Raw genomic sequence first — 12653 nt, forward strand, 5'->3', positions numbered from 1 at the left:
CCTCACATATAGGAATAGAACAGGCTGTCGAGCAGACGCGACCAGCCCGATACAAGCACGAACAGCAGCAGTTTGAGCGGCAGCGACAGTGTCATCGGCGAGACCATCTGCATGCCCAGTGCCAGCAACAGGTTGGAGACAATCAGGTCAATGACGATGAAGGGGATATAGATCAGAAAACCGATCTCGAAACCGGCCTGCAGTTCCGACAGCACAAAGGCCGGGATCGCCAGCAGAAGATCGTTTTTGTTGGCCTGATCGGCCATTTCCTTGGGCCACATGCGCTGGGTATTTTCCAGCAGGTGGGCGACGACGTCAGGGTCGGTGTTGCGTGTCATGAAGCGTTGCAGCGGCTCGATGACCACTTTGAGGCTGCTCTGCAGTTTGTCGGCGTTGCTCAGTTCCAGCGGGTGTTCATGGACCCGCTGTTGTATGTCGTGCGCCACCGGGGCCATGACGAACATCGTCGCGGCCAGGGCGATGCCATACAACGCCATGTTCGGCGGTACTTGCTGAACGCCGATCGCGTTGCGGGTGATCAGCAGCGTCATGGCGATCTTCAGAAAGGCGGTGCAGACGATCAACAGGAACGGGATCAGCGACAGCGAGCCGAGAAACAGCGCCAGCATGATCGGGTTGACGCCCTCCATGATCATGAGCGCGCCACCAGCCGGGTAATCTGCAAACCGAGGCGGCCTTCGACGTCGACCAGTTCGCCTTCGGCAACCACCTGCTCACCGTGGCACAGCGTGGCGTGCCCTGGCGCGATGCCGCTGACTTCAAGAATGCTTCCGGTGTCCAGTCGACGCAGTTCGGCAAGGGTCAATCTGAGCTCGCCGCAGCGCAAGGTCAGGTCCAGCTCCAGTGAATCGAGCATCGGCGATTCATTGTGGTCTCCCGACTGCTCTTCATGCTCCGCGTAGCCGAATGCGTGCTCGGCGTATTCGTCGTCACGCTGTTGCTGATCAGCCTGTTCAGGCACCGGTTCTTCATAGTCGTCGAGCATCTCGACGTCGTCCTGATACAGATCTTCAGTACTCATGGTGACTGTGCTCCTCATGACTGAGCTGCAGAAAAAGATGCTGTGCCTGTTGGTCGGTGCGGGCCGCCCATTGACGTCCAGCGAGTGTCACGGACCCTTGTCCGGCGCTGTCGAAGCGGCAGCGGGCGGGCAGCACCACGTCACCGGGGCGTAGCGAGGCGATTTGTTCCCGGGTCAGTGACAGTTCGCCGACGATCAGCGGTGTCGACACCGACCAGAATTCGTCCAGGTTACGATTCAAGACCTGCCAGTCAGCCGAACCCAGAAGCCTGAGCAGGGTGGCGGGTGCGGCGTGCAGGCGGGTATCCAGTCGCTCGCTGCCCAGCCTCACGTGAACGCGGCAGCCGATGGCCAGCTCGGTCGGGGTGTCGGAAAACGGCGCAACAGGCGCCAGCAGGTCGGCGACCACCGGGCTCAGGCGCTGGTTGAACAACTGCCAGTACCAGCCCTGGTGCTCGCCGCCAAGCGTGAAGGGCACTTCGCCCAGCAGGCTGAGCAACGCTTCGGCATCGCTCAGCAACAAGGGGCCGACCGCCGTATTCAACCAGACACCGTCTGCCGGTATCCGCGCGTCTTCCAGCAGCGGTAGCAGGCTCAGTTCGGCGTGCTGACCGCGGCTGCTGAAGCCCAGGCGCCGTCCGGCACCGAGTTCGCGTGTGGCTTGGGCCAGCAGAGCGTCGACCTTGCGCAGACGCAGGGCGCTCATGCTGTGAAGTCTTCATGCATGTCCAGCTCGACGTCCTGACCGAGCGCCTGTGCCAGCGATTCCCGGCATGCGCCGGCCTGGCCCTGCAAGCGCTTGAGAACGTCACGCCGACCAAACCCCAGTTGAATATTCCAGCGGTTTTCGGATTTGCTGGCGTTGACCCGCACGCTCCCCAGATTGGGCATGAGCAGGCTGAATGCCAGCGGACCGTCCGGCTGATCGGGCAAGCGCTGAGCCAGCTCGTCGATCAACTGCGTCGGTACGTTTTCGGACTGTGCGGAGAAGGCCACACCGCTGCCTCCGAAGCCCTGCTGATCCGGCTCTTCGCCTACCTGCGGTATCAGCAGTTGCGAGAAGAACATGCCGTCGGCGCTCATCGGGCTGTCGGTCACTGAACGGTTCAGCGCGAAACGAACCTTCTGCACATCGCCCCTTGGCGTCCCGGTAAAGGCCGGCGGCTGGTCATCGAACCTGGCGGGCTGACGCCGCGAAGGCAGGGGGCGCGAGGCGGCTGGCGGCGTACTCGGCGCGGGTGGCGCTTTGGCGGGGGTTTTGATCGGTGCGGTCATCGTCACTTAACCTTCTTCGTTGAGCGTCTCCTCCATGCAGGCGAGTTTCTCGACCGCGCGCTGAGACGCCTTGGCTTGCAGCCGTTTCTGTTCAAGCAACGCCTGTTGTTCAGCTACTCGCATTTGCTGTTGCTGCACCTCCTGGCGGATGTAAGCCAGGCGGTCGAGCATGGTTCTTTCCTTTTCGTGCCAGCCGTCCACATCAGTCAGGCTGAGAGTTCTTTGCAAATGCGCATGGGACAGACTCTCTCGGCGGCGCTTGTGGTTTTCGCGTTCCTGATTCAGCGACGCCCTGGTCTCTGCTAAGTGGTCGAGCATCGATTTCAGTTCCAACTGCGCCTGGCGATGAGCCCGCTCGGCACTGGCCTGACGATGTTGACGCAGTGGCGTGAGCAGACCGATCACCTGATGCAGAGCAACCTGTTGCGGGTCGTCTTCCAGTGGTTCGTCCATGGCTACTCCGGCAGTTGAGAGGTGAGTTGCAGTAGCCTGTCCAGGGTTTCCTGCAACGGCACGGGCTCACGCAGGTCCTGGCGCAGGAACGCGTTTATGGCTTCGTTCAGTTGCACGGCACAGTCGGTGACCGGGTCGGCCCCGGCCTGGTATTCACCCAGACGCAGGAGCATTTCCACTTGTTTGTAGGCGGCCAGTAACTGGCGCAGGCGATTGTTCGCCCGTTGATGTTCACGACCGGTGACGTTGCTCAGAATCCGGCTGATGCTGGCCGACACATCGATAGCCGGGTAGTGCCCGCGCTCGGCCAGCTTGCGCGACAGTACGATGTGTCCGTCGAGCAATGAGCGCACTTCGTCGGCGACCGGATCGTTCATAGAGTCCTGTTCGATCAGCACCGTATAAAGCGCGGTGATCGAACCGTTCTCGCTCATCCCGGCGCGCTCCACCAGCCGTGGCAGCAGGGTGTACACCGAGGGCGGCAGACCGCCGCGCCCCAGTGGTTCGCCCGAGGCAATACCGATTTCCCGTTGCGCGCGGGCGAAGCGGGTCAGGGAGTCGAGCAGCAACAGCACTTTCTGGCCACGGGCGCGAAAGGCTTCGGCGATGGCGGTGGCAGTGAACGCAGCGCGGGCGCGCTCCATACTGGAACGATCGGAAGTTGCACAGACCAGCACCGAGCGGCGGCGCAGGGTTTCGTCCAGTTCGTGATCGAGAAACTCGCGCAACTCGCGACCCCGTTCGCCGATCAGGCCAAAAACGATGACGTCACAATCCATGTTGCGCGCCAGTTCGGCCATCAGTGTGGTCTTGCCGCAGCCCGCACCGGCGAATAGCCCGACACGCTGGCCCTCACCGAGCAGAATCGCACTGTCGATGGCGCGTATCCCGGTGGGCAAGGCCCGGGTGATGCGCGGTCGCTGGGTCGGCGGCAGGGCGTCGGCGATCACCGGCAGAGTCGTGCGGCGGTCTTCGGGGCCGGCGAACGCGCCGAGGCAATCGCCCATCAGCGGCCGCCCGAAACCGTCCAGTACACAGCCGAGCAGGCTGTCATCGACGCCGATCCGGTGTGCCACGCCCAGCGGTCGGATCGGCGCGCCCACCTGAATACCGTCGGGTGGGCCCAAGGCACTGAGCAGCGTGCATTCCTGGGTGAAACCGACGATTTCGGCCAGCAGCAACGAGCCATCGGCTTTGCTCACTTCACAGAGATCGCCGACCTTGGCCGATGGAATCCTGCACTCCAGCAGAATCCCGCGCACGGCGCTGACCCGGCCAATGACGCGCACCGCGCAATACTGGCTCAAACGCTTGGCATGCGCGTCTTTCCACAGGTTCAGTGCTGCATTCACCAGTTCACCTCGATATGGCGATTACCGTCGAATTGCAGACGCTGATTATCGATTCGGGTGAGGCGCAGGCCATCCACTTCGTCACCTACGTAAACACGTCGACCGTCGGCAGTCACCAGATGCGCATGCGGCCCGGTCATGATCTGAACCACCACAAAGGGCAGGGTGTTGCGATTGCTGCCCACGTTGTCCAGGACGGTTACCGGCGAGTCATACAGCGCCTTGAAGCGCTGAAGCATGCGCTGGTAGACCAGCAGCGATTCTTCTTTCAGATCGCCGTTGAGGATCAGACCGTCGGGCGTCTCTTCCACGCTGATGTCAGTCAGCAGGCGGTCGCTGAGCATGGTGCTCAACTGATGGCGGACGGCATCCGCGTTGCTCAGGCGTATGCGTTTGTCGGTCACAGGGTTTGCAGCCCTGGCTGGTGCCTTGGGCGTATCGGGCAAGGCCTCTGTCGTGGCGGCAGCCAGGTGTGCCGGGCTCTGATCCATCGCAATAGCAGGCGGGCGGGTCAGGCTCCAGGCACTGCCGATGACGCCCACCAGCAGCCCGGCGATGATGCCCGTGGTGCGGTTGAGAAATTGTGAGCGGGACTTGACCTTCTCCAGCGGCACATCGTTGTGTGCCGGCCCGGATTCGGCCTCGGGCTGTTTGGGAAGCACGGCGGGCACCGAGGGCCACTCATCGCCCGCAGGCGAAACGCACAGCCACACCGAACCCAGCATGAAAGCGTTATTGAGCGTCAGGTCGATGCTCGGCCGGGCATTGCCCTGTTCGTCGCAGATCGCGCCTTGTTCAGCGTTCAGTGTCCAGTTGTCGTCGACACGTTGCAGGCGGCAATGCAGGCTTTCCACGCCCGCATCGTCCAGCGCCAGATCGTGTTGCCCGGCAGAGCCAATCGACCATTGCTCACCGATCAGCGGTAATGCCGCGCCTTGGTGCTGGCCATTCAGTACGCGTAATTCAAACATCTGAAAGTCTCCGTGCATTCAGGCCTTGCAGGCTCAGGCAGCGTGCTCGTTGTCCAGCGGCTCGAGATCGTCTTCAAGGTCGAATCGACCCATGACCTTGACCTTGGCCGCGTTGCTGATTTCCGCAAAAGATAGTACGGGTACATGGTAGAACTCCTCCCTCAACAAGGTACGCAGAGGGCTGCGCAGATCCTGTGCCACCAGCAGAACCGCCTGTTCGGGAGCTCGTACCGGGAAGGCAATGTGCAGCTGTTGCACGAGCATCTGGCTGGTCTCGTTGCTCAGCGCGAAGAATGTTTCGGTTTGCGTCTGGCGCAGGCCATCGCGCAACAACCCCTCGCTTTCCGGCGTGAGCAGCCACACTTGCAGGCCTTCGGCACCGCAGTACTGGTGGTAGATCTGCGACTTGAGCGCTATGCGCACATAGTCGGTCAGCACATTGGTATCGCGTTCATGCTGGCAGTGCTCGATCAGGGTTTCGGCAATGACCCGGATCGCCCTCAGCGGCACACACTCCGAGGCCAGGCGTTGCAGGACGGCCGAGAAGCGCGTCAGGGTGAGGACCCGCTGCATTTCCTGAGCGAGTTCCGGTTGCTCGGACTCCAGCCAGCTGAGGATCGCTTTGGTTTCCTGCAAGCCGATGAACTGCGGCGCGCAGGACTGCAATGCACGCTCCATGCGTTCGATGATCAGCGTCGTGGAACTGACCGGGTTCAATTCGCCAGACTGCTCGGCAGGCAGCCAGACCCATTGATCTTCCTGGCGGTCGGTATTGCCCGGGATGGCCGCTGGAAGGTTTTCGCCTTCCAGCTGGCGCGCTTCCACGGCGACATGGCTCTGCGTGAAGGTGGCCTTGAGCATCGGTACGTCATAGACGGTGAAGCGAAACTCGTCCGGGGCAATGTCATCGACATGCTCGATGATGAACGAAGGCAGGGTCAGGCCGTACTGCACCACCAGACGGTTGCGGCGCTTGCGTATTTCGCTGACCAGCGCTTCGATCTGTGCGCTGTCCTGACCGGGGTGGAATTGCAGCACAAACTGGCGGCTGGGCGAAAAGGTACGCAGGTCTTCCTTGCCGTTCATTTCTGGCGCCACAGCGGCTGTACGTTGCTCATCGGCCTTGGGTTTTGCCCGTTGCAACTGCAGCAGTCCACCGGCACCGCAGATGATCGCGATGGTAATGAAAACACCGGTCGGCATTCCCGGCAGGGCCGCGAAGCCGAGCATGGCCACCGAGGCGATGATCCAGGCCTTGGGCTGGCTGGTGATCTGCTCGGCGATCTCGCGGCCAATGTTGGCTTCCACACCCGCCTCGGTATTGGGCACGCGGGTGATGATCATGCCGCTGGTCACGGAAATCAGCAGCGCAGGAATCTGCGCGATCAGGCCGTCACCGATGGTCAGTACGGTATACAGCTGCAAGGCGTCGCCTGCCGCCATGTTGTGTTGCAGCACGCCGATGGAAATGCCGCCGATCATGTTGATGGCAACGATGATCAGGCTGGCGATCGCATCGCCGTTGACGAACTTCATGGCGCCATCCATCGCACCGAACAACTGGCTTTCCTTGTTCAGTTCAGCGCGTCGTTTGCGGGCCTCGTGGACGGTGATCAGGTTGGCACGCAGGTCACTGTCGATGGACATCTGCTTGCCGGGCATCGCGTCCAGGGTAAAACGCGCACCGACTTCGGCGACCCGTTCCGAGCCTTTGGTAATCACTAGAAAGTTGACCACCGTCAGGATCAGGAAGATCACCAGACCCACCGCCAGATTGCCGCCCACCACGAACTGCCCGAACGCCTCGACGATGTGTCCGGCGTCTTGGTTGAGCAGAATCAACCGCGTGGTGGAAACCGACAGGGCCAGACGAAACATCGTGGTCAGCAGCAGCACGGCAGGGAAGGTCGAGAACGCCAGTGGCCTTGGCAGGTGCATCGCCAGCATGATCAGCAGGCAGGAAATACAGATGTTCACGGCGATCAGCACGTCGATCAACCCGGTGGGCAGCGGCGTGATCATCATGAACACGATGGCGATCACAAAAAACGCACCGACCAGTTCCGAGCGGCGCATGGCCGACAGCGCGACCATGTTCAGAAAGTTGATGACCCGGTTCATCAGGCAAGCCCCTCGTATAGTTGCTTCTGTTCCTTATGCGTAAGCTCGGCCATCAGCGTGAGTAGATTATTCAGCGCGGCCTGACGGCTTTTCAGGTCCCGCCAGAGCAGGATCGGCAGTTGCATCAGCATCGGCCGCAGGCCATTGAGAAACGCCAACTGGTGTTCGAGTTTGTTGCCCCCGATGTGCTGGGTCAGCTGCAAGGTCTGATTCACGTTCATGCCATTGGCCGTCAGGGTCAGCATGTGCTTGAGGAAGGCCGGAGGGTCCACGGTCAGTTTGGGATTCTTTTTGCGCATGCGTCCCAGCAGGTGTTCGCAACCGCGCAGCAACGTCGTGACATGGCGCGCGGTGGTCAGGCCATGCATCAGCGTGCGCAGTTGTTCATGGGAAGCCGACGGGGTAATCGCTGAAAGATCGTCGGCAATGGCTCTACGCATGTCGCGCAGGTTCAGGTCGAACTCGCCGGGTTCCTGTTGCTCGCCGATCAGGGCTTCGATCAAGCCCGTGACGTTGGGTTGTCCCGACACCGCTACGCCATACAGATTGCGCAAGGCAGTGCGGCGCTTGTTATCGATGTTCTGGCGCCCGAAGGCTCTTGCGGTATTGATACCGGCGCGGGCGCGCGGACCGAATCGGCGGCGCAGATGTTTAAGCGTCTGGGTCAGCGCTGCATATTCTTCTTCAGCCCCATCGTCTTCTGCCTGTTTGCGCGCTGCCTGCAACACCACGTGAGCCTTGGCAGCGTCGCCGTCAGCGAATTCCAGAACCTGTTCCAGATCGGCGTCGTTGTCCTGCAGCAGTTTTTTGCGCAGCAGTCTGGCGGCGTTATCCAGCCCGGTGTCGCTGGTGCTCATCAGCAACTGATAAAGCTCGCCCAGTTTGACGGCCCGCGACTGCAACGCGTTCCTGCTCGCGATCAGCTCTCGCTCACGCAGTATCCGGCTGTGCTGCACCAGCGCTGCGGCGAAGCGCGAGACCTGCAGTGACGAGGTGCCTTTTTCATCAGGCAACCCGCTGCCGGGAATCGCTCGCGCAGCCGGTGTGATGGCGCGGATTGGCGCTACCGGACGAATGGGTAATGTAGGCGGGGCGACGATTTTCATAGGACGATTCTGGGCCTGGTCATGACCGCTGAGTGGGTCATTGACGCGGTTCGGTTCCATGGTGCCGAAGGCTTATGCGTTTGTGCCAAAAGCTGCAGAGCCAAAAACCGTGTTGCGCAAAAAAATGTATTTCAAAGAATTTCAAATTTTAAAATAGTCTTATAAAACAGATGCTTATAAATATTTTTTGGCTGGCATGGTTATCGCTATAGGGCTTGCACTCCATCAAATGAGGCAAGCCCATGCTCCCGAATCTTGTGATCCTTGATGTAACCGAACCACGCAAACCATCCTCGTCCGCTGGTATTCGTCAATTGACGGCCGATCAGATCCAGATGCTCAGGGCGTTCATTCAGAAGCGGGTAAAGAACGCCGATGATGTGGATGACATCCTGCAGTGTGTGTTTCTCGAAGCGTTACGCAATGAGCACAAGTTTCAGCACGCCAGCAAACCGCAAACCTGGTTGTGTGGCATTGCACTGAATCTGATCCGCAACCACTTCCGCAAAATGTATCGCCAGCCTTATCAGGAAAGCTGGGAAGACGACGTCCATACCGATCTGGAATGGCACGGCGATATTACTCATCAGGTAGACGGGCACCGGCAGTTGGCACGTGTCATAGAGGCCATCGATTGCTTGCCGACGAACATGCAGAAGGTCCTGGAAGTTTCGCTGGAAATGGACGGCAATTATCAGGAAACCGCCAACACGCTGGGTGTCCCGATCGGCACCGTCCGCTCACGGTTGTCCCGGGCACGGGTGCAGCTCAAGCAACAGATAGACCCGTTTGCCTGAGTGGTTATCTGTCTGGAACCAACTCGCACGCAAAACCACACAGTTGCCATCCCTCACCACTTGGATGGCAACCATGCGTATATCCAGTTCTCCCAGTCCTGCCCTCGGCAGCATCGTGAATCAACCCACCTCTGGCGAACTGGCTGCTGAGACGCCATTGGCCAAAGCCTCGCTCACGCAGAGCGGCGCAGGTGGTGGTCAGGCTTTTGTACAGTTCGGCCAGGCCAACGACAGCCCATCGTCCTTTTCGGGAACCGAGCAAAGCGGCTCATCGCTGATGAGTCTGCTGACTCGCAGCAGCAGTAGCGAAAGTACCTCAAGCGTCGATCAGGACAGTGATCAGGTGTCCCCGATGACGTCGGTCTCGTCAACCGCGAGCGCGTCACCCACGGCGGCCTCCAACCCGGCGAATGCACCGAGCGCGACCGATGCAGCGTTTCTCGATAACTCCGAATACTCTTCGCCCGAGGCGCTCAAGCGCTGGGAACCGATGGTTGCCAACCTGCCGCCCGAAGAGCGCGAGCAGGCCGCCAAAGAACTCAACCGGCCCATCGCCGCAGCCTGGATGGCCAGAGAGAATGGCCCCAACGCCGAAAAGGCGATGGCGTTCATCAATGCCAATCCTGCGTTGAAGACGGCGGTCGACGTCGGCAAGGACGGCGGTAATGCAGATGGCAAAATCACCAACAAAGACCTCAAGGCGTTCGCCAAAAACATGGAGAAGGCGGCCGACAATGCCGACAAAGACGTGGCCAAGTACATGGAAGACAACCCCGGCGCCGATCCTCAATCCCTTGAAATGGTGCGCAGCGCAGCGGTGATGCGCGCCAATATGCCGTTGGCCACGGCTGCCGACCCTCATCATGCAGTCGGGGCGGCGGACAAGACCGATGTCGATGGCAATGTCAGCGCCGAGGGTCTGAAAGCGCTGATTAAAAGTAACCCCGGGTTGTCAGGTACGCTCAAACAGTCGTCCAACATGTGGTCGCAGGCGGGCTTCCTCAGCCAGGTGGATGAAGCCGGTCTGACCGGGCGCAAGAAGGCTGCGCATAGTCCCGACCAGGTGTTCGATGCGTCCAATATGAGCGAGTGGATCAGAAAGAGCGCTCCCAAAAATGGTGGCCAGTTCGCCAGCATGCTCAGCGACGCCGCGACGTTGAATTCGGTAGCCGGTATCGATATCAGCAAACTCAACGCCCAGGTTTTCGAGAAGCCCAAGGCTTACACCGGCGCGCAGAAGGCCGCTGTGATGATCAAGTTGCAGCAGACTCAGCAGAGCGTGATAGCCGGGCGGGATTTGCGCAATACCGAGAAGACCGAGGCGGGCCTTAACGAGCGAATCGCTCAGTTGCAAGCCGATCCCGACGTTCAGGAGTACCTCAACAAAAGCATTCCCGAACAGGAGCGCAGCTTGGTCAGCAGCGATTCGGCGCTGCAAAAGGCCGTGACTGAGCAGGTTCAAAACGTCAACAGCGGAAAGGCCTTGCAAACCGACCTGGCAACCGCAGACAAGGCCGTCGACAAACACAACCCCGACCCCGATTACAGCGGCGCCATCACCGGCCTGTCGGCTCAACTGCAACTGCAAAAAGACCTGTTTCCCGATGCCCAGGTGCCCACTGCCCAGCAAGTATTCAACAACCAGCCTGATGAAGTGCAAACGAAGATTGCCGATTCCTACGTTCGCAACTTCAGCGAGGGGGGCGCTCTGAAACAACTGCTTGGCCAGAAAAAGTCTGACGCCGGTGAGTCTCTGCAAACCGCAGATAACCAGAAAGCGGCGTATGAAAGCGTGCTGCCCGCTGATTTCGTTAATGGTGAGCGTGAGAGCTACACGGCCAGCACCTTGTCCGAACTGCAGAACTCCAAAAAAGGCCGCAAGTTGCTGGAGGGCAAGACCGATGAAGAGGGTGGCCCTTCGCTGGCCGAGCAGCTCGCCGAGCAAGGTATCGGAGGCAAGGCATTCAATTCGGTCATGGGCTTCGCGTCAGTGTCTGACAGGCTCGCCAGCGGCGACAAGCTGGGCGCGGCTCAGAGCATCATCGACAGCTCCAGGTTGGGTGCGGAGGCAATCAAGGGCGGCATAGACACCGGCGCGAAAATGATGGGTCGCGAGGCGTCTGCCGGCCTTGGTCGTCTGGGCGGGCAGATGATCGGCCGCGCTGTCGGTCTGGTTGCCGGTGAAGCCACAGGACTTGCCGCAGGCGCAGCGCTGGGCGCTGCAATCCCGGTGATCGGCTGGGCCATCGACGGCGCCATGGCTCTGGGTTTTGGTATTTCGGCGATTATCGACGCAGTCAAAAAGCACAAGGCACAGAAGGCGTTTGATCATAACGTTGACCCGGTGCTGGATCAGTTCGGGATTGACAGGGCGCATTGATAGCAGGGAAGAGGTTGAACTCTTTTTCAAGCCTCTTCCTCTTGTGCTGTGTATGAGGTGCTTGTGTTGTTCCGCCCGTCTTCAATCCTAGGGTTTTTTACTTGCCAGGAAAGTATTGGCATGTTGATGCCGAGGTCGAGGAACACGTTGCCCATAGGCAGCGGTTGGCAAGTTTATCCAGTGTCGCGTTCGGACCCATCAGGCACCTACTCAAAAATAATTCAAAAGCCCGCGGTGAGCGGGCTTTTTCATATTGATTGCTCCTGCGTTGTCGTGCGTAGGCAGAGACCGTCTGTTTATCCTCATTCGTGATGCGCGCGAGCAGGTTCCTCGCCAACGGGCTTATCACAAGACCACTCATAGCCCTCTACCCAGTCGGTGATAAAGGCTCCGGAGAAAGCGGTTGGAGAGCAAAAAAACGATCAGATGCTGATTCAGCATTCAGGCTGCGGCGCTCAGTACTGTTCCGGCTTTTAATGAACTGCTAAACACCCCTGAAATAGAAAACGCCCGATGCGGTGCATCGAGCGTTTTAAGTGTGAAACAGGTATAAATCTATCTCAGGACCACACAGGTCATAAGGGCAGTGAGTGTGTCAGCTATTTAGCCCCGATTTCAGTTTCGCGCCCTGAGCGCCGGATTTTCCGGGTCATAGCCTCTTTCTGCCAGCGCCATTTTGAGTCTGTTCTCCATGGGGCCCTGGCCTTTCAAGGCATCCATGATAACGTGTGTTCTCGCCTGTCCGTGGCTGGAAGGCTGCCCTTCAACCGACTCGGCATAAGAAAGACCGAGACCCGTCGACTGCATGCTTAGCGGTGTATGTTCGACGAATCCTCCAGGAGGGATACCGCTCAGCTTTTTCAGCTTTTCGCCCAGTTTTACTGCTTTTGCAAGATCACCATTTATGTAAAGAATGGCAGAGTCAGTTTGCTGGCCATATTTTGCCGGACCGACGACTTTACCTTGTGTCACAGATTTGTGCTTGTCCATCAGGGTTGCCATTGCGAGGGCCAACTGCGCTCCATATTTAGGTTCTACACCAATGGTAAGTCGTCCCGAGTTTGTCTCAGGTGCGCGTTGGTCTTTAGGGAGACGCTGAAAAATTAACCCGTTCGCACCGTCTTCATTTCCAAGCCGGTTTTTTTCAACCTGCCGG

Annotated in this window: 12 protein-coding genes and 1 pseudogene; 3 read left to right on the forward strand and 10 right to left on the reverse strand. The window is 59.4% G+C overall.

The window, feature by feature from the left end; genetic code table 11:
- Positions 1 to 2 precede the first annotated feature (2 nt).
- Genes sctR through sctW form a run of 9 tightly spaced genes read right to left on the reverse strand, consistent with a single transcriptional unit; the run spans position 3 to position 8320 of the window.
- Positions 3 to 656 carry a type III secretion system export apparatus subunit SctR gene (gene sctR, locus AO388_RS19980; protein WP_003409078.1) on the reverse strand — a complete coding sequence of 218 codons (654 nt, stop codon included), beginning with the start codon at positions 654 to 656 and terminating at the stop codon, positions 3 to 5.
- Positions 653 to 1042: a FliM/FliN family flagellar motor switch protein gene (locus AO388_RS19985; protein WP_024662113.1), complete on the reverse strand. Its 390-nt coding sequence runs from the start codon at positions 1040 to 1042 to the stop codon at positions 653 to 655. The genes sctR and AO388_RS19985 overlap by 4 nt, the downstream gene beginning before the upstream one ends.
- Complete coding sequence (locus AO388_RS19990) at positions 1032 to 1748, reverse strand: hypothetical protein (protein WP_024662112.1); 717 nt, start codon at positions 1746 to 1748, stop codon at positions 1032 to 1034. The genes AO388_RS19985 and AO388_RS19990 overlap by 11 nt, the downstream gene beginning before the upstream one ends.
- On the reverse strand, positions 1745 to 2317 hold the full coding sequence (gene hrpP / locus AO388_RS19995) for a type III secretion system protein HrpP (RefSeq protein WP_058416986.1): 573 nt from the start codon (positions 2315 to 2317) through the stop codon (positions 1745 to 1747). Before hrpP ends, AO388_RS19990 begins: the two co-directional genes overlap by 4 nt.
- Positions 2318 to 2323: 6 nt before the next feature.
- A complete protein-coding gene (locus AO388_RS20000; protein ID WP_054080725.1) occupies positions 2324 to 2770 on the reverse strand; it encodes a hypothetical protein in 447 nt (148 codons plus the stop codon).
- A gap of 2 nt (positions 2771 to 2772) precedes the next feature.
- Positions 2773 to 4122: a type III secretion system ATPase HrcN gene (gene hrcN, locus AO388_RS20005; protein WP_003365129.1), complete on the reverse strand. Its 1350-nt coding sequence runs from the start codon at positions 4120 to 4122 to the stop codon at positions 2773 to 2775.
- Complete coding sequence (gene sctD / locus AO388_RS20010) at positions 4119 to 5093, reverse strand: type III secretion system inner membrane ring subunit SctD (RefSeq protein ID WP_058416987.1); 975 nt, start codon at positions 5091 to 5093, stop codon at positions 4119 to 4121. Before sctD ends, hrcN begins: the two co-directional genes overlap by 4 nt.
- Positions 5094 to 5126: 33 nt before the next feature.
- A complete protein-coding gene (gene sctV / locus AO388_RS20015) occupies positions 5127 to 7214 on the reverse strand; it encodes a type III secretion system export apparatus subunit SctV (RefSeq protein ID WP_003365126.1) in 2088 nt (695 codons plus the stop codon).
- Complete coding sequence (gene sctW / locus AO388_RS20020) at positions 7214 to 8320, reverse strand: type III secretion system gatekeeper subunit SctW (protein WP_003365124.1); 1107 nt, start codon at positions 8318 to 8320, stop codon at positions 7214 to 7216. The genes sctV and sctW overlap by 1 nt, the downstream gene beginning before the upstream one ends.
- Positions 8321 to 8562: 242 nt before the next feature.
- Between sctW and hrpL the strand changes: the two genes are divergently transcribed.
- The 3 genes and pseudogenes from hrpL to AO388_RS29710 all read left to right on the forward strand — a co-directional run.
- Complete coding sequence (gene hrpL, locus AO388_RS20025; RefSeq protein ID WP_003365122.1) at positions 8563 to 9117, forward strand: RNA polymerase sigma factor HrpL; 555 nt, start codon at positions 8563 to 8565, stop codon at positions 9115 to 9117.
- A 73-nt stretch (positions 9118 to 9190) separates the two neighbouring features.
- Entirely contained in the window at positions 9191 to 11497 is a 2307-nt protein-coding gene (locus AO388_RS20030) for a type III effector HrpK domain-containing protein (RefSeq protein WP_058416988.1), read from the forward strand.
- Between the two features lie 259 nt (positions 11498 to 11756).
- Positions 11757 to 11965: pseudogene (locus tag AO388_RS29710) on the forward strand (hypothetical protein); the annotation flags it as partial.
- A gap of 147 nt (positions 11966 to 12112) precedes the next feature.
- On the opposite strand, the gene AO388_RS20035 reads toward AO388_RS29710, so the two are convergent.
- Positions 12113 to 12653 (reverse strand): T3SS effector HopA1 family protein (locus AO388_RS20035; RefSeq protein WP_236713921.1); only part of this gene is annotated, 541 nt, incomplete at its 5' end.

Origin of the sequence: Pseudomonas sp. ICMP 10191 (assembly GCF_001467335.1) — a bacterium.
Lineage (GTDB): Bacteria > Pseudomonadota > Gammaproteobacteria > Pseudomonadales > Pseudomonadaceae > Aquipseudomonas > Aquipseudomonas cerasi.